Source organism: Klebsiella sp. 4_1_44FAA, assembly GCF_000238715.1.
Classification (GTDB): Bacteria; Pseudomonadota; Gammaproteobacteria; order Enterobacterales; family Enterobacteriaceae; genus Klebsiella; species Klebsiella pneumoniae.
This window is the reverse complement of record NZ_JH414813.1, coordinates 26,064-44,166: the sequence shown is the minus strand read 5'-3', so window position 1 is coordinate 44,166 and position 18,103 is coordinate 26,064. Positions and strand designations below refer to the sequence as shown.

The 18,103-nt window shown below is 53.3% G+C and carries 12 protein-coding genes and 3 pseudogenes; 5 read left to right on the top strand and 10 right to left on the bottom strand.

Annotation, left to right across the window (positions count from 1 at the left end; all coding sequences use genetic code 11):
- Nucleotides 1-108: 108 nt before the first annotated feature.
- From HMPREF1024_RS29640 to hhe, 4 genes and pseudogenes are all read left to right on the top strand, one after another.
- Nucleotides 109-417, top strand: a pseudogene (locus HMPREF1024_RS29640) (integrase core domain-containing protein); the annotation flags it as partial.
- A gap of 24 nt (nucleotides 418-441) precedes the next feature.
- On the top strand, nucleotides 442-1,893 hold the full coding sequence (locus HMPREF1024_RS01030) for a DUF262 domain-containing protein (protein WP_000443938.1): 1,452 nt from the start codon (nucleotides 442-444) through the stop codon (nucleotides 1,891-1,893).
- A complete protein-coding gene (locus HMPREF1024_RS01035) occupies nucleotides 1,886-3,928 on the top strand; it encodes a DUF262 domain-containing protein (RefSeq protein WP_009309939.1) in 2,043 nt (680 codons plus the stop codon). Before HMPREF1024_RS01030 ends, HMPREF1024_RS01035 begins: the two co-directional genes overlap by 8 nt.
- A 186-nt stretch (nucleotides 3,929-4,114) precedes the next feature.
- The gene (gene hhe, locus HMPREF1024_RS01040) at nucleotides 4,115-9,850 is read left to right on the top strand and encodes a DUF4011 domain-containing anti-phage protein Hhe (RefSeq protein WP_009309938.1); all 5,736 of its coding nucleotides are present in this window, start codon (nucleotides 4,115-4,117) and stop codon (nucleotides 9,848-9,850) included.
- A 296-nt stretch (nucleotides 9,851-10,146) separates the two neighbouring features.
- Here the strand turns inward: hhe and HMPREF1024_RS29635 are convergent.
- The 10 genes and pseudogenes from HMPREF1024_RS29635 to HMPREF1024_RS01080 form a co-directional block, all read right to left on the bottom strand.
- Nucleotides 10,147-10,377: pseudogene (locus tag HMPREF1024_RS29635) on the bottom strand (transposase); the annotation flags it as partial.
- Between the two features lie 29 nt (nucleotides 10,378-10,406).
- Nucleotides 10,407-10,592 (bottom strand): annotated as a pseudogene (locus HMPREF1024_RS30240) (transposase domain-containing protein); the annotation flags it as partial.
- A 278-nt stretch (nucleotides 10,593-10,870) separates the two neighbouring features.
- Nucleotides 10,871-11,875 carry an IS110-like element IS5075 family transposase gene (locus tag HMPREF1024_RS01045; RefSeq protein ID WP_000427614.1) on the bottom strand — a complete coding sequence of 335 codons (1,005 nt, stop codon included), beginning with the start codon at nucleotides 11,873-11,875 and terminating at the stop codon, nucleotides 10,871-10,873.
- A 78-nt stretch (nucleotides 11,876-11,953) separates the two neighbouring features.
- Nucleotides 11,954-12,511 carry a recombinase family protein gene (locus tag HMPREF1024_RS01050; RefSeq protein ID WP_003100847.1) on the bottom strand — a complete coding sequence of 186 codons (558 nt, stop codon included), beginning with the start codon at nucleotides 12,509-12,511 and terminating at the stop codon, nucleotides 11,954-11,956.
- A complete protein-coding gene (locus HMPREF1024_RS01055; protein ID WP_003100853.1) occupies nucleotides 12,505-12,876 on the bottom strand; it encodes a hypothetical protein in 372 nt (123 codons plus the stop codon). The genes HMPREF1024_RS01050 and HMPREF1024_RS01055 overlap by 7 nt, the downstream gene beginning before the upstream one ends.
- Complete coding sequence (locus tag HMPREF1024_RS01060; RefSeq protein WP_003100856.1) at nucleotides 12,873-13,373, bottom strand: hypothetical protein; 501 nt, start codon at nucleotides 13,371-13,373, stop codon at nucleotides 12,873-12,875. Before HMPREF1024_RS01060 ends, HMPREF1024_RS01055 begins: the two co-directional genes overlap by 4 nt.
- Complete coding sequence (locus HMPREF1024_RS01065) at nucleotides 13,370-13,696, bottom strand: hypothetical protein (protein WP_003100858.1); 327 nt, start codon at nucleotides 13,694-13,696, stop codon at nucleotides 13,370-13,372. The genes HMPREF1024_RS01060 and HMPREF1024_RS01065 overlap by 4 nt, the downstream gene beginning before the upstream one ends.
- 254 nt (nucleotides 13,697-13,950) lie before the next feature.
- Nucleotides 13,951-14,307, bottom strand: a complete 357-nt coding sequence (locus tag HMPREF1024_RS01070) for a cupin domain-containing protein (RefSeq protein ID WP_000215515.1) — start codon at nucleotides 14,305-14,307, stop codon at nucleotides 13,951-13,953.
- Nucleotides 14,297-14,698 carry a DUF86 domain-containing protein gene (locus HMPREF1024_RS01075; protein WP_001293886.1) on the bottom strand — a complete coding sequence of 134 codons (402 nt, stop codon included), beginning with the start codon at nucleotides 14,696-14,698 and terminating at the stop codon, nucleotides 14,297-14,299. Before HMPREF1024_RS01075 ends, HMPREF1024_RS01070 begins: the two co-directional genes overlap by 11 nt.
- On the bottom strand, nucleotides 14,695-14,985 hold the full coding sequence (locus tag HMPREF1024_RS01080) for a nucleotidyltransferase family protein (RefSeq protein WP_001247892.1): 291 nt from the start codon (nucleotides 14,983-14,985) through the stop codon (nucleotides 14,695-14,697). The genes HMPREF1024_RS01075 and HMPREF1024_RS01080 overlap by 4 nt, the downstream gene beginning before the upstream one ends.
- Nucleotides 14,986-15,143: 158 nt before the next feature.
- On the opposite strand from HMPREF1024_RS01080, the gene HMPREF1024_RS01085 reads away from it, so the two are divergent.
- A partial coding sequence (locus tag HMPREF1024_RS01085) for a Tn3-like element ISPa38 family transposase (RefSeq protein ID WP_009309936.1) occupies nucleotides 15,144-18,103 on the top strand: 2,960 nt, incomplete at its 3' end.

Here is an 18,103-nt window from a genome sequence, read left to right as displayed (position 1 = left end):
TACGCTGTCTAAAGCGATATATCTCCCGCGAACGTTTACACGTTACTGCGCAATCAAAACAGCGGATCAACAGTATCCCGATAACAGCTTGACTCTTAGAAGGGCGTCCAAGGCAGCCATTATACGAGCAGGCAGTTCCGGCAGTTACTGTGGCGATACCGGATCAGGCAGAGTATGAGTCGGCGTGGAAACTGCTGGGATAACAGCCCAATGGAGCGCTTCTTCAGGAGTCTGAAGAACGAATGGGTGCCGGCGACGGGCTATGTAAGCTTCAGCGATGCAGCTCACGCAATAACGGACTATATCGTTGGATATTACAGCGCACTAAGACCGCACGAATATAATGGTGGGTTACCGCCAAACGAATCAGAAAACCGATACTGGAAAAACTCTAACGCGGTGGCCAGTTTTTGTTGACCACTTCATACCGCAGGAGGCATGATGGAGAGCATTAATAATCAAGTGCAGTCGGTACGCCAGTTGCTGGCCATTCCCCAACTGGCCATCCCAAGCTATCAGCGACCTTACCGCTGGGGCTCCAAGAATATCTCGGATCTCTTTACCGATTTGGCAACCCATCAGGACAAGAGCGCCTACCGGCTGGGCTCGGTGGTGTTTCATCAGCACACCGATAGTGAGCAGGGCGAGATGCTTGATATCGTCGATGGTCAGCAACGCACCCTGACCCTGATGTTGACCGTCAAGGCGCTGATCGAGGTGCTGGATAACGAAAATCGCAGTGGCAAAGAGAAGAGTATCCGGTTTCAACGTCAGGATCTGCGTGAGCAATTGCAGGTCTTGCGTGGACCTATCGATGCGTTTATGCAGCGCCAGCGCTTCCCCAGCCGGGATTCGGAGTTCAACCTCAGACGCAACTATCTGGAGTTGCGTCGGCTGGTGGCCCGCCCTGAGTTTGACGAGCAGCAAATTGACTTTCTGCTCAACCGCTGTCAGGTGGTCTGCTTTGTACTGCAGGATATCTCGGAGGCGTTCCAGTTCTTCGATTCGCAAAATGCCCGGGGGCGCGATCTGGCTCCTCACGATCTGCTCAAGGCATTTCACCTGCGCGAGTTTGCCGGTCATGAGGCCAATCTCAAGGCCGAGGCGGTCGCCCATTGGGAGCGCCTGCCAAGCGACGAGCTGGCCAATCTGTTCGCCCTCTATCTCTATCGGGTACGCCAGTGGGCCGAGGGCAAGTCGGCCCGCTACTTTGGCAAGGGGGAGGTGGATCTCTTCAAGGGGGTCAACCTAGATCGGGTAGGGCATTATCCTTACGTGGAGTCGCTGCGCATCGCCCACCACTTTGTCGATGAGTACAACAGCCAGTACCAGCGCAAGATTGACGGCCAGTACATGACGTTTCCCTTTCATCTCGACCAGATGATCATCAATGGTCGGCGCTTTTTCGAGATGGCCGAGTACTACCAGACGCGGGTGGCCGCCATCGTGGCCGAGGAGTCTGATTCCGGCAAGGCGCAATCTGCCACCCTGCTCGGCGAAACGCTGACACCGATGGCCAGCAAGGTGCTATCGACACTGGGCAGCTACGAGCGTCGCCACCGCACCGGGGATCGTTATGTGCGGGCCATGTTCGACTGCGCCCTGATCTTCTATATCGACAAGTTCGGCAGCCAAGGGCTGTCACTGGCCATCGAGAAGTGCTTTATCTGGGCCTATCGCTGCCGCATCCGCCAGCAGGTAGTGCAGTTGGCAACCATGGATAACTATGTGCTGGAGCACAATCTGATCCGTGCCATTCGTGATGCTCGTCTGCCGGGAGATCTGCACGGCTTCCCTTTGCCTAGCATGAGCAGTCGAGAGAACAAGAACAATCGCAATGGTGCCGAAGATGAGCTGGTCGGGCTGTTTCGGGAGATGAAATATTATGAATGATGCAGGCGTTCGCCCCTTTTCCATTCGTGCACTGCTTGAAGATCGCGCCCGCTATCTGGTGCCCATGTACCAGCGCAACTATGCCTGGGGTGAGGGAGAGATCACCCAGCTGCTGCAGGATGTGCTGGATTATCAGCAAAAATTGGTCAGTGGTAAGGGGCCGCAAACCTACTATATCGGCACCCTGGTGGTGTTTGCCCGGGACGATGGCAGTTTCGAGGTAATCGATGGCCAGCAGCGCTTTACTACCCTCTCTCTGCTGGCCAATTGGCTCAAACATCACGCGATAGATTCGGTGGATATGAGCTGGTATCAGACCATCAACCTCGCTTTTGAGAGTCGCCCGATATCGAGCCATACCTTCGAGCGCTTATGGCAGGGTGTTGCCCCCTACGATTTGCGGGGGAGTACCTTCAATGAAGGTTTGGTGAACGGTTTTGAGCTGATTGGCAAGGCAATGGCGGATCTTGGTTTGGTAGGGGCTAAACTGACGACCTTTTGCGACTACCTCTTCAAGCATGTGCAGATCTCTCGTATCGAAGTACCCAAGGATACCGATCTCAATCACTTCTTCGAGGCGATGAACAATCGCGGCGAGCAGTTGGAAAAGCATGAAGTGATCAAGGCGCGGCTGATGGAGACGCTGAACCAGATACCCGAGGAAGAGCATCGTCGCCAAAGTATTCATATCCTGACCCGGGTATGGGATGCCTGCGCCAATATGGAGCGCTATATCCAGTACGGCTTTACCCCGCAAGAGCGCCACCGTCTGTTTGGTGAGAGCGACTGGGGTCAGTTTGTGCCCCGTGATTTTGCCCATCTGCTTGATCTGCTAGGATCCCCAAACACGGCCGACGCTGCCGATAAAAGCCGTGCAGCTGCCGGTAGCCAAGGGCGCACCTTGTTGGCCATTTTGCAGGATGACAAGCTTGATGGTGAGCAGACGGTGGAGGAGGAGAGCGCAGGCTCCGAGCGCTTTAACAGCGTCATCAACTTCTCCAACTTCTTGCTCCATGTGCTGCGACTCCTGAGCCGCGACCCGGGTGATACGGAGGGGGTGCCGCTTGATGATAAACAACTGGTCGATCAGTTTGAGCTGCGAGTGATAAGGCAACCGGATCCAGTAGCGGCAGTTCAGCGTTTTATCTATGGCCTGTTAAAGAGCAAGTATCTGTTTGATCAGTTCATCATCAAGCGCGAGTTTGCCGATGGCAAGGATAGTTGGAGTCTGAAGCGGCTGCACTGGTATTCGGAAAAGAGCGTCAGTTACATCAATACCTTTGACAAGGATGAAAATGAGAATGGTTTCTCTGGTGTTAACCGGCGGGTCCTGATGTTGCTGTCGGCGTTTCATGTGTCGACCCCGACCCTGGTTTACAAACATTGGCTGAATGGTGCACTGAGATATCTGTTCGACAATTGTCACCCTGATCAACCGGTGGATGCCGGGGCTTATCTGTCCTATCTGGAGAGTCAGGCTCGCCGCTTTGTCTTCCAGCGCTTTTTGGCGCCTGGTGAAGGGGCTTCCTATTACCAGATGCTCTACCTTGATAACGCCCTGTTGCCCGCCATCAATGTGGATGAGAGTTGGCACAAGGTGATTACATCCAAACTTCGCTTCGGTCATATCGAGAACAACTTTGTCTTCAACTTCCTCGACTATCTGCTGTGGGTACGAGATCGGAATAGCGACAAAGTTGCTGGCTCCTTTGAGTTCACTTTCCGCAGCTCGGTGGAGCACTTCTCACCCCAGCATCCGATGGATGGCTATAAACCGGTTGAGCAGAGTGCACTCCATTCGTTTGGCAACCTTTGCCTTATCAGCCACAGCAAGAACTCGCGCTTGAGTAACTTCCAGCCGCAACAGAAGCAGGAGCACTTTGAAGCAAGCCTTGCCAATAACCAGACTGATAGTCTTAAATTGCTTGCTATGATTCGGCTGATGAAAGATAAAGGTCGTTGGCTGGAAGATGAGATAGCTGTGCATCAACAAGATATGTTGCAGGTCTTACTATCCAATCAAATTCAGCAATAACGGATTGAATCTGTTTATGAAATTTGGCTGCTATCAACTAATGGGCGTTAAGTTGATTGTATGATCTGATTGATAAAGAAGGGGAGACTAAAAATCTCCTCTTCTTTGCAGCAGTTTACTGCGGTCTTTTTGTGATGCATCAGCATAAAACGTTTTACTTGTGGACCCTAAGAAATGGAGAACATTATGTCGACTGTAGATACCTCTACAGCAGAGGAACTCAATCAAGGAGGCTCAGATTTTATTCTGACTTCCCTCGAGGCTATGCGTAAGAAGTTATTGGACCTTACGTCTCGAAATCGACTTTTGAATTTCCCTATCACTCAAAAAGGGTCTTCACTACGTATTGTTGATGAATTACCAGAACAGCTTTATGAAACCCTTTGCTCGGAAATCCCGATGGAATTTGCTCCTGTGCCCGATCCAACTAGAGCGCAGCTGTTAGAGCATGGCTATCTCAAAGTTGGGCCAGATGGTAAAGATATACAGTTAAGAGCTCATCCTAGCGCTAAGGATTGGGCGCACGTCTTAGGAATCCGTACAGATTTTGATTTACCAGATAGCCATAAAACGGTTGTTTCTGATTCAGATAGAGAGTTGCTGGAAAAAGCCCATCAGTTTATCTTGCAATATGCCCAAGGCCAGAATGGAAAATTAACAGGGATTCGTTCTGAATACGTTAATCAAGGTATAGCTTTGTCAGCGTTGAAGGAGGCGTGCTGCTTAGCAGGCTATGAAGGGCTTGAGGATTTTGAACGACAGGCAAAGGCTGGGAATGAGATTAGTATATCTTCTTCCAATCCCTCTCATGACGATAATCGGATACAGGCTCTGCTTTATCCAAATGAACTGGAAGCTTGTTTGCGCGCCATCTATGGTAAGGCTCAAACTGCTTTGGAGGAGAGTGGCGCCAACATCTTGTATTTGGCGTTAGGGTTCCTTGAGTGGTATGAAAGCGATTCCTCTGAAAAGGCACGTTATGCACCGTTATTTACAATTCCGGTGAGATGTGAACGAGGAAAATTAGATCCGAAGGATGGTCTTTACAAGTTTCAACTTTATTACACGGGTGAAGATATTTTGCCCAATCTCTCTTTGAAGGAAAAACTTCAGGCTGACTTTGGCCTCGCTCTTCCTTTGTTCAATGAAGAGGAAACTCCAGAGTCTTATTTTGCTTCGGTGAAGAAGGTTGTAGAGCAGCACAAACCTAAATGGTCTGTGAAACGTTATGGTGCACTTAGCTTGCTCAATTTTGGCAAGATGATGATGTATCTTGACCTCGATCCTGCCCGCTGGCCTTGTGACAAGCGCAATATATTGTCTCATGAAGTAATTCGTCGCTTTTTCACCAGTCAGAGCTGTGGTCAAGAGAATTCCGGCTTACCTGGTGGCTTCGGTCAGCATGAGTACTGCATCGATAGTTACCCTGATATTCATGACAAGGTTCCACTAATCGATGATGCGGATAGCTCCCAGCACAGTGCGTTGATCGATGCTATCCGTGGTCAAAACTTAGTCATTGAGGGCCCTCCTGGTAGTGGCAAATCACAAACGATCACCAACTTGATTGCAGCAGCTCTGCTCAACGGTAAGAAAGTCCTGTTTGTGGCAGAGAAGATGGCTGCACTGGAGGTCGTCAAACGTCGCTTGGATCGTGCGGGGCTAGGTCAATTTTGCTTAGAGTTGCACAGTCATAAAACTCATAAGCGCAAGGTGCTGGATGATATTAAGGCTCGCTTGGTGAGTCAGGCGACCATGCCTACTATGGAAGAGATTGATGCTCAGATTTTGCGTTATGAAGATCTTAAGCAGCAGCTCAATGAATATGCCGCATTGATCAATAACCAATGGGCGCAAACAGGCAAAACGATCCATCAGATTTTGAGTGGTGCAACCCGTTATCGTCACAAATTAGATATTGATGCAACAGCACTTCATATCGAAAACCTTTCCGGGAAGCAGTTGGATAAAGTGACCCAATTACGGCTGCGTGACCAAATAGTAGAGTTTAGCCGCATCTACAAAGAGGTTCGTGAGCAGGTGGGGGCTAATGCAGAAATATATGAGCACCCTTGGAGCGGTGTGAATAACACACAAATTCAATTGTTTGACAGCGCTCGTATAGTCGATTTGCTACAAACTTGGCAGACATCAATTGTCGACTTTCAACATAGCTATCAAGAATATGTAGATAAGTGGGCGTTAGAAGGCGAAAGCCTTAATACGCTTCAATATATTGAGCAATTGGTAGAAGATCAGTCGAATCTTCCAGTGTTGTGTGGTTCAGAGCATTTCCCAGCACTTAGTGAGCTAGATTCACCCGATGCTATTGCACGGGTGCGTCACTATTTAGATAGGTTCGAGTTGCTACAAGGTCATTATGTGGCCTTGAGCCAGGTTATCGAGCCTCAAAAGCTACGACTTTTAGAACAAGGACAATCGTGTGACTTTCCTCGTGAAGAGCTGGAAAAATATGGTGCAGCAGAGGATTTCACTTTACGTGATTTGGTCAGGTGGCTTGAATCCATCCAATCAATTCATGATGAGTTATCATCTATTTATGCGCAATTAAACGATTTCAAAAATGCTTTGCCAGATGGTATTGCTTCGTATATCGATGATTCGCAAGCTGGATTGCTATTCTGCTCTGAGTTGTTGTCGATTCTGGGTGCTTTACCGACTGAGCTTATTAGAGTTCGAGATCCTCTTTTTGATGATGATGATATCGATGCAGTATTGCGCGACTTAATGTGTCAAATCGAAACATTGCGTCCTTTAAGAGATGGTCTATCTACTTTGTATCAATTGGACCAGTTGCCTTCCCAAGAGATGCTCGCGCATGCCGTTGCTGTTATCCAGCAAGGGGGATTATTTGCATGGTTTAAGAGTGATTGGCGTAGTGCCAAGGCACTGCTCATGGCGCAATCTCGTAAGCCTGACACTAAGTTTGCTGAGTTAAAACGCTGCTCAGCTGATTTGCTCAAGTATTCGGAGCTGTTACAACGGTTTGAACAAAGTGACTTTGGTAATCAACTTGGTAATGCATTCCGAGGGTTGGACACCGACTGTGAACAACTCATGTTATTGCGTGATTGGTACAAGAAGGTCCGAGCTTGTTACGGGATAGGTTTTGGAAAGCGAGTTGCGATAGGCTCTGGATTATTTAACCTAGATGGTGAGATTATCAAAGGTGTGCATTTAATCGAGAAATCGCAGATTAGCTCAAGATTAATGACTTTGGTTAAACGGGTCGAGCACGAGGCTAAGTTATTACCGCGTATTTCTAGCTTGTTGGAAGAACATGCATCTTGGTTAGGTGAGCAAGGTGTATTGATGCAATCTTACCGACAGGTGCGGAATACTCTCATTGCCTTGCAGGGATGGTTTATCAATCCAGATATATCATTAGAGCAGATGACTCATTCCTCCGAGATTTTGCAAAACATAAACGATCTTCAGATATCCCTTGAAAATGACTCGTTACAGTTAGGGGCGTTTTTACAATTAACCCCATTGGCTTGCGGTGCGTATAAAAATAATCAACTGACGTTAGACACTATTAACGACACGCTGAATTTTGCCGAGCAACTGGTTGATAAGATAAATTGCGTATCCTTGGCTACCCAGATCAGACATTTGGCTAGTGGTAGTGATTACGATTTACTATGTCGTGATGGTGGGGAAATAGTTTCGAAATGGAATGAACAGATTAAAAATGCTGAGTTATATGCGCTAGAAACAAAGTTAGAGCGGAGTCAGTGGCTCAAGTCGACTGATGGTTCTCTTAATACATTAATCGAGCGCAACGAAAGAGCAATACAGCAACCCCGTTGGTTGAACGGGTGGGTTAACTTTATTCGTTGTTACGAGCAGATGCATGAAAATGGATTGCAGCGAATCTGGAGTGCTGTACTTGCGGGCTCGCTCCCGATTGAAAAAGTTGAATTGGGTTTAGCATTAGCAATTCATGACCAGCTGGCGCGGGAGGTTATTCACATCCACCCTGAATTGATGAGAGTTTCCGGCTCACAGCGCAATGCTTTGCAGAAGTCATTTAAAGATTACGACAAAAAACTGATTGAATTACAACGTCAGCGGATTGCAGCAAAAATTGCTTGCCGAAATATACCAGAAGGGAATTCTGGTGGTAAGAAAAGTGAATATACAGAACTAGCTTTGATCAAAAATGAGCTGGGTAAAAGAACCAGACATATTCCAATTAGGCAATTGGTTAACCGTGCATGTAATGCGCTGGTTGCAATTAAACCTTGTTTCATGATGGGGCCAATGTCAGCAGCTCATTACCTAGAACCTGGACGAATGGAATTTGATCTGGTGGTGATGGACGAAGCGTCTCAGGTGAAGCCAGAGGATGCATTGGGTGTCATCGCGAGGGGCAAGCAACTAGTGGTCGTTGGTGACCCGAAACAGCTACCACCAACCAGTTTCTTTGATCGAAGTGCCGACGGAGAAGATGACGATGATGCCGCGGCTTTAAGTGATACTGACAGCATTTTGGATGCTGCTTTGCCACTGTTTCCTATGAGACGTTTGCGTTGGCACTATCGTTCACGACATGAAAAGTTGATTGCATACTCTAACCGCCATTTTTATAACAGTGATTTGGTGATATTCCCTTCCCCAAATGCTGAGTCTCCAGAGTATGGGATTAAATTTACCTATGTGTCAAAAGGTCGGTTCTCCAATCAACACAATATTGAAGAAGCCCAAGCAGTTGCTGAGGCCGTACTTCATCATGCGCAACACCGGCCGGGTGAGTCACTCGGGGTAGTGGCCATGAGTTCCAAGCAACGCGATCAAATTGAGCGCGCTATCGATGAATTGCGCCGAAATCGCCCTGAATTTAACGATGCAATCGATGGCTTATATGCCATGGAAGAGTCACTTTTTGTGAAAAACCTTGAGAACGTTCAAGGGGATGAGCGTGATGTAATCTTTATTTCCTTTACCTATGGACCTTCTGAGCATGGTGGAAAGGTTTATCAACGCTTTGGACCTATCAATTCCGATGTTGGCTGGCGTCGCTTGAATGTGCTTTTCACTCGATCAAAAAAACGGATGCATGTGTTTAGTTCAATGCGTTCTGAAGATGTATTGACGAGTGAAACCAGTAAACTTGGTGTTATTTCGTTGAAAGGTTTTTTACAGTTTGCCGAAAGTGGCAAACTAGATTCCCTCACAACGCATACCGGCAGGGCTCCAGATAGTGACTTTGAGGTTGCTGTAATGGAAGCACTCAATCACGCTGGGTTTGAGTGTGAACCTCAGGTAGGGGTTGCAGGATTCTTTATTGATCTAGCTGTGAAAGATCCAGGTTGTCCTGGCCGTTACTTAATGGGCATAGAGTGTGATGGTGCGGCTTATCACTCAGCTAATTCTGCTCGTGATCGTGACCGTTTGCGTCAAGAGGTTCTGGAGCGTTTGGGTTGGAGAATTAGCCGCATTTGGTCCACTGATTGGTTCAGTAATCCTGATGAGGTTCTATCTCCGATTATCCGTAAACTCCATGAGCTTAAAACATTGGCTCCAGACGTTGTTGTACCTTCCTATGAATATGTAGAAACGATTGAGTCAAGCGCTGAAGTGGCGTCTGACTCAATTGATTCTCTTATGCCCAATTTGGGGCTTAAGGAGCAACTTAAGTATTTTGCCACACATGTCATTGAGGTTGAGCTTCCTAATGTTGATGCTGATCGTCGTTTGTTGCGGCCCGCAATGCTTGAGGCTTTGCTGGAACATCAGCCTTTATCACGTTCCGAGTTTGTTGAACGAATACCTCATTATCTGCGGCAAGCAACAGATGTATACGAAGCGCAACGCTTTCTTGACCGAGTCTTGGCATTAATTGATGGCGAAGAGGCTGAAGCAAATGATGCAGCGTTTGAGTCTGAATTGGCATAATTAGTTAAAGGTAATAAGAACAGTGACAACTGTCGGACAACGTGAACGCGCAACTCAACAGCGCGTAGTCAGGTTTTTTATTGAGGAATTGGGCTATCGTTATCTAGGCGATTGGCACACGCGTCCTAACAACCGTAATGTTGAGCCTGATTTGCTCAGTCATTGGTTGATTGACCGTGGTGTTGTTGACTGACCCCACGCCCGTAGACAAATTCTGTCCTCACGACGAGGCCTGTTCGAAGGCCTCCGGACTGACGCCGCCGAGGTTGACCTGCCCCCAGAGTTAGATACAACCTTCAGTTAGTAATGTCGGTTGGTTTTTCTTCATATTTCCCGTTTCGCCAGCCCGCTGCAAATTCAGCCGGCGTCAGGTAATTCAGTGATGAATGTGGTCGACACTCGTTATAATCCAGTCGCCAGTCATTAATGATCTTCCTGGCGTGAACAATATCGCTGAACCAGTGCTCATTCAGGCATTCATCACGAAAGCGTCCGTTAAAACTCTCAATAAATCCGTTCTGCGTTGGTAAGCGTTAAGTGAGCGCCGTATTGACGATTATTTATTGGTGAGCTCTACGTTCCATGGCAGTAGTTCAGCCACTTTATTGCTGGGCCATTCCGGCAGTACGCTCAGGATATGGCGGAGGTAGGTTTCCGGATCGATGCCATTGAGCCTGCACGTCCCGATCAGACCATACAGCAGGGCTCCTCGCTCACCGCCGTGGTCGCTGCCGAAGAAGATAGGGGTCGTCTCAGAAAACGGAATCTATGGTCACTCCCGTTTTTGCAACACCGATTTTGACGACAAGTTGGCTTGCTTGAATCTATCCGGCGTCTGAATGGGATTTTATTCCCGCGCCTCGATGAGTTCCGCGCCTGATGAACCTCCAGAAAATATACGGCTTCAATGAGCCTTTCCGTTTTACAGGTTCCTCAACAGGCCGGTGGGCCGTTAGTATCATCAATATTAGTATTCGCAAAACCAGATGAATGATTGTTTAAACTGGTGTATTTCTGCCTTTATGCTTCGTAAGTTTGCTGTCGCGCCGTCAGTGCCCAGGCTATTCTGGCCAGCTTGTTTGCCAGAGCACAGGTGACGACAAAGTTGCTTTTCCGACACAACAACTCCCTGACCCAGTCGGCCAACTTGCCAGACTGGTGTTCCAGTTTTTGTATGAATACCCTGGCACACTGAACCAACAAAGTTCGGATCTTTTTGTTGCCCCGCTTGCTAATCCCTAACAATGTCGTCCGACCTCCCGTGCTGTACTGTCGGGGTACCAGCCCTGTTGCCGCCGCAAAGTCACGGCTGCTGGCGTACTGCTTCCCGTCGCCAATCTCAGTTGAAATAGTACTGGCAGTCAGCGTTCCAACGCAGGGAATACTCAGCAAGCGCTGTCCAACCTCATCTTCGTCCAACTTTCGTTTCAACTGAGATTCCAGATCTTTAATCTGCTCAACAAGATAGTGATAATGCTGTTGTAATTTCAGCAGTAACTGGCTGAGATAAAGAGGCAAACTACTGTCCTCAAGAAGGGTACTCAGTCGACTAATAACGGCAGCACCTCGCGGAACGCTGATACCAAATTCCAGCAGAAAAGCATGCATCTGATTAGTTGTTTTCACCTTATCCTGAACCAGGGATTCACGGACACGATGCAGAGCTCGCATTGCCTGCTGAGATTCGGTTCTGGGCTGCACGAAACGCATAGATGGACGTGATGCTGCTTCACAGATAGCTTCAGCATCAACGAAGTCATTTTTGTTGCTTTTAACGAATGGGCGGACAAATTGCGGTGATATCAGCTTTGGAAAATGCCCTAACTCTGCCAGCTTGCGTGCCATAAAGTGAGAACCGCCACAGGCTTCCATCGCGATGGTTGTTGCCGGGCATGTCGCCAGAAATTCGATTAGCTTTGGTCGGGTGAATTTTTTACGGTAAACGGCCTTCCCACGATGATCCTGACAATGAATATGGAAAGAGTTCTTACCCAGATCGATACCAATAAGCGCAATGTTTTCCATGATGGTTCTCCGAATGAAAGCCTGTCCTCAGCATAGTACTGGGAAGGAGGGAGTGACCATCTCATTAAATAAAGCACGCTAAGCGTGCGTGGAGGCTGGCACCCAGCGGTACAGCGTCGGAATGGACACGCCGAGGTTCTTGGCCACGTCCTTGGGCGGCACCCCGCTGGCCAGCAGCTTCTTGGCCGACTCGATCTTGCTGTCGGTCATCTTCGGCTTGCGGCCGCCTTTGCGGCCGAGCTGCTTGGCGACTTCCAGCCCGGCGCGGGTGCGCTCGACGGTCAGCTCGCGCTCCATTTCGGCAAGGCTCGCCATGACGTGGAAGAAGAACCGCCCGGATGGTGTGCCGGTGTCGATGGAGTCGGTGAGGCTCCTGAACTGGACACCGTGCTTGTGCAGATCGCCGACCAGATCGACCAGTTGCTTGACCGACCGGCCCAGCCGGTCGAGCTTCCAGACGACCAAAGTATCGCCTTCGCGCAGCATTTCGAGCGTCTTGGCCAAGCCAGGCCGGTCTGCCCGCGTGCCACTCACCTTGTCCTCGAAGACCTTTTTACATCCGGCCTTGCTCAAGGCTTCGCGTTGCAGCTCCAGGTTCTGATCCTGCGTCGAGACGCGCGCATAGCCAATCAACATGGCTTGTCTCGCGCCCGGTCGATGCGTTCCTGCATCGCCTGCATCACTTCTTCGTGGGTGTACGATCTGGCGTTGGCGTCGGTGGCTTGCCGCAGGGCTTCCTCAACCTCGCGCGTCATCCGCTCGTAATCCTCCGGCCACAGCGCTTGCTCCATGCGCAGCGACGCCTGACCCAGCAGGTGCAGCAGGCTGAACAGCCGCATGTCGTTGGTGGCGACGATGCGCTCCCGAATCTGCTCCTGAATAGCTTCGCTAGCCCGATGCGCTTGTGGTGTGGCAGTCCCCTCGTAGTCAGCGGGGAATTCCGCTTCCTCGGCAATCCTTGCCCAGGCGCTGGCCAGCGCCTCGATGGTTGACGTGCTCATTTCCGCCGCTCCTGTGCTCTTTGGCGAATCAACCGGCCAAGGGGCCTCGACGCGAAAACCAGCAGCATCACGCCTATCGGATACCAGGTCGAGAAGACCACCAAGGCATCGAAGGCTGGCCGTCCGGTGTTGGTAGGCAGTACGGCGGTCACAGCCATCAACCCGCCGACCGTCCAGATGATGCGCCACACGTAGGGCATCACGCGGGGCACGTAGCCGTCATCGAAAGCGGTCTGGTAGTAGCGGCGCAGGCCGCGCTCGGCAAGCGCCTGGCGCTGCCGCTCCGACAGCGCATCCGTCCGGCCATACCAGCGCCGGAATGGTGGACAGCGCAGCAGCAAAGGGGTGAAGAGGATCATCACCGCCACGATCGCGACACCCCACGCCATGACGGCGCCGGCATCGGGCCGCTTGGCGTTCTCGATCACGGGCGCGAAGACGCCCGGAGCACCGATCATCCAGAACAGCGCAATGTGCTGATGGAAGGAGAGCTTCATTTGCTCATCCACTTGCGCAGCAGGCGCTTTTTCAGGGAGGCGCGTTCTTGCGGGTTGCGTCCCTTGTGATTGGCGATGCGATCCGCCGTGGCGGCCTGGCGCTTGACGGGCCAGTAGGAGCGGCCATCCTTGCCCATCGACCAGACGCTGCTGGCCTGGTTTTCCAGCAGGGGCAGATGGGCGCTCAGGGCTTCGGGCGACGCGCTGGTCAGCGCCGTGCGCTCACGGGTGCGCCAGCGCTGATGCCAGAGCTTCTTGTCCTCGCGCTCGCTGCCGCAGGTCGTGTGCCCGACGATGGGTGTTTTGCGGCGGCTGCGGCTCATAACGTAGTGGTCTCCAAGAACATTCAGGACTGATCCCAGGCGTCGATGGTCAAGACCTGATCGGCAGGACAGGCGGCTACGCGGTCGGGAACTGGATGGTGTTCAGTCTCATGCCGACCCCATTCGATTGATCGCGTCGCTTGCGGCACGCTGCGACGCAAGGAGGTTTGCGACCTGGTTTAGCAGCCGTGTCCGCTGCATGTCTGTTACCTATCTCCCCGACCGCTCATTGGACCAACTCCAGAGATTGGGCTCTATCGCTCAGCCAATACGAAACCGGCATTGGCTGATGCCACAACCGAGACTAACACAAATGGCTCGGTACCTGTATTTCGCGCCCCGTGCACTTGGCCCGGTCTTGCCACGGCTATCTCACCTTCCCTGAGGGCACGAACAATCCCATTGCCCTGAAAGTAATCAGCCATTCCCGACAAAACAGTCCACGTGTCTTGGCCGTGAGGATGAATGTGAGCCGCAATTTCCTGCCCGGGATGGACATGCCAAACCACGATAATTGAGTCTCGGGTTTCAAGCACAACGGAACGAATAGGCTCGCCTTCGGACGGCTGAACATACTCGGCTACAGAAAATATTCTCGATTCAACAGTCATCGGAGATCCCTCTTTCACAGTTGTCGTTACGGTCTTCATCGTCGGCATCCTGACGCACGGCGGGCAATTGCTGGAGCAACGCCGGCAGCCATTCCTGTACCGTCTCCCACACCACATCGAGGTTGATGTCGAAATAGCCGTGAGCCATGCGATTACGCATATTGCGCATGCTGCGCCACGGCACGTCGGCATGCGCCTGGGTGAACTCGACGTAGCCATCCATCACCTTTGTGGCCGCCTCGCCGATGACGATCAGGCTCATGATGACGGCCTGCTGGGTGCGCTTGTCGGCCAAGAAGTCGTCCTTGGCCATCCCTTCCACGAAGCTGCGCGCATCGGTTGCGGCCTGCTGAATGTGGTCGAGGTAATCGGGCAGGCGGTTCTCGCTCATATCGGTTGCGCCTCCGCGAGCACCTTGGCCCGGAACTTCGGCGGCAGGTCGCCGGGAGTCAGCAGATCGACGTCAACGCCGAGCAGCGATTTCAGTTCTTCTTCCAAATCGCCCAAGTCCAACAACGTGGCACCGGGCAGCGCATCGACCAACAGGTCGAGGTCGCTGCCATCCCGGTCGGTGCCATGCAGCACCGAGCCGAAGACGCGCGGGTTCGCGGCGCGAAAGCGGCCTACCGCTTCACGCACTGCGCTTCGCTTCATGTCAAGCACAACAGACGGTCGCATGCGCATCCTTTCTTATCGAAACTCGTTGAGATGATATGCAATCAAGAATAGAATTTCAAGAACTATTTTCGAGAATCGCAATGCCTTGATTCCCGTGCCGCGCCGGTTGCCTTGGCGGGCTTGTCACAAACCTACGTTTTCAAGAAGAAGGAAACCGCATGCCCCGCCGTTCGATCCTCTCCGCCGCCGAGCGCGAAAGCCTGCTGGCGTTGCCGGACACCAAGGATGAGTTGATCCGTCACTACACGTTCAGCGAAAGCGACCTCTCCATCATCCGGCAGCGGCGCGGCCCGGCCAATCGGCTGGGCTTCGCGGTGCAGCTCTGCTACCTGCGCTTTCCCGGCGTCATCCTTGGCGCTGATGAGCCACCGTTCCCGCCATTGCTGAGACTGGTCGCCAACCAGCTCAAGGTCGGCATCGAAAGCTGGGACGAGTACGGGCAGCGTGAGCAGACCCGACGCGAGCACCTGGTCGAGCTGCAAACGGTGTTCGGCTTCCAGCCGTTCACGATTGGCCACTACCGGCAGGCTGTCCAGTTGCTGACCGAGCTGGCCATGCAAACCGACAAGGGCATCGTGCTGGCCAGAGCCTTGATCGAGCACCTGCGGCGGCAGTCGGTCATTGTGCCCGCCCTCAACGCCGTCGAGCGGGCGAGCGCCGAAGCGATTACCCGCGCCAACCGGCGTCTCTACGACGCCTTGGCTGAGCCGCTGACGGACGTGCATCGCCGTCGCCTCGACGATCTGCTCAAGCGCCGCGACAACGGCAAGACGACGTGGCTGGCCTGGCTGCGGCAATCCCCGGTCAAACCGAACTCGCGGCACATGCTGGAACACATCGAACGCCTCAAGGCGTGGCAGGCGCTCGACCTGCCCTCCGGCATCGAGCGGCTGGTTCACCAGAACCGGCTGCTCAAGATCGCCCGCGAGGGCGGCCAGATGACGCCCGCCGACCTGGCGAAGTTCGAGCCGCAGCGGCGTTACGCGACCCTGGTGGCGCTCGCCATCGAGGGCATGGCCACCGTCACCGACGAAATCATCGACCTGCATGACCGCATCCTGGGCAAGCTGTTCAATGCCGCCAAGAACAAGCATCAGCAGCAGTTCCAGGCATCCGGCAAGGCGATCAATGCCAAGGTGCGGCTGTTCGGGCGCATCGGCCAGGCGCTGATCGAGGCCAAGCAAGCGGGCCGCGATCCGTTCGCCGCCATCGAGGCCGTCATGTCCTGGGATGCTTTCGCCGAGAGCGTCACCGAAGCGCAGCGGCTCGCGCAACCCGAGGACTTCGATTTCCTGCACCGCATCGGCGAGAGCTACGCCACGCTGCGCCGCTACGCGCCGGAATTTCTCGACGTGCTCAAGTTGCGGGCCGCGCCCGCCGCCAAGGACGTACTCGACGCCATCGAGGTGCTGCGCAGCATGAACAGCGACAACGCCCGCAAGGTGCCCACCGACGCGCCGACCGAGTTCATCAAGCCGCGCTGGCAGAAGCTGGTGATGACCGACACCGGCATCGACCGGCGCTACTACGAACTGTGCGCGCTGTCGGAGCTGAAGAACGCGCTGCGCTCCGGCGACATCTGGGTGCAAGGCTCGCGCCAGTTCAAGGACTTCGAGGACTACCTGGTGCCGCCCGCGAAATTCGCCAGCCTCAAGCAGGCCAGCGAATTGCCGCTGGCCGTGGCCACCGATTGCGACCAGTACCTGCATGACCGGCTGACGCTGCTGGAAACGCAGCTCGCCACCGTCAACCGCATGGCGCTGGCCAACGAGCTGCCGGACGCCATCATCACGGAGTCGGGCCTGAAGATCACGCCGCTCGATGCGGCGGTGCCCGATACCGCACAGGCCCTGATCGACCAGACGGCGATGATCCTACCGCACGTCAAGATCACCGAATTGCTGCTGGAGGTAGACGAATGGACGGGCTTCACCCGGCACTTCGCCCACCTGAAGTCAGGCGACCTGGCCAAGGACAAAAACCTGTTGCTGACCACGATCCTCGCCGACGCGATCAACCTGGGCCTGACCAAGATGGCGGAATCGTGCCCCGGCACGACCTACGCCAAGCTGGCCTGGCTGCAAGCCTGGCACATCCGCGACGAAACCTACGGGGCGGCACTGGCCGAGCTGGTCAACGCGCAGTTCCGACATCCCTTCGCCGAGCATTGGGGCGACGGCACCACGTCATCGTCGGACGGCCAGAACTTCCGCACCGGCAGCAAGGCCGAGAGCACCGGCCACATCAATCCGAAATACGGCAGCAGCCCAGGGCGGACGTTCTACACCCATATCTCCGACCAGTACGCGCCGTTCCACACCAAGGTCGTGAACGTCGGCGTGCGCGACTCGACCTACGTGCTCGACGGCCTGCTGTATCACGAATCCGACCTGCGGATCGAGGAGCACTACACCGACACGGCAGGGTTCACGGACCACGTCTTCGCGTTGATGCACCTGCTGGGCTTCCGCTTCGCCCCGCGCATTCGTGACCTGGGCGACACCAAGCTCTACATCCCGAAGGGCGATGCCACCTACGAGGCGTTGAAACCGATGATCGGCGGCACGCTCAACATCAAGCACGTCCGCGCCCATTGGGATGAAATCCTGCGGATGGCCACCTCGATCAAGCAGGGCACGGCGACGGCCTCGCTGATGCTCAGGAAGCTTGGCAGCTACCCGCGCCAGAACGGCCTGGCCGTCGCCCTGCGTGAGCTGGGACGCATCGAGCGCACACTGTTCATCCTGGACTGGCTGCAAAGCGTCGAGCTGCGCCGCCGCGTGCATGCCGGGCTGAACAAAGGCGAGGCGCGCAACGCGCTGGCCCGCGCCGTGTTCTTCAACCGCCTGGGGGAAATCCGCGACCGCAGCTTCGAGCAGCAGCGCTACCGGGCCAGCGGCCTCAACCTGGTGACGGCGGCCATCGTGCTATGGAACACGGTCTATCTGGAGCGGGCCGCGAACGCCTTGCGTGGCCACGGTCAAGCCGTCGATGACGGCCTGTTGCAGTACCTGTCGCCGCTCGGCTGGGAGCACATCAACCTGACCGGCGATTACCTCTGGCGCAGCAGCGCCAAGATCGGCGCGGGCAAGTTCAGGCCGCTACGGCCGCTGCAACC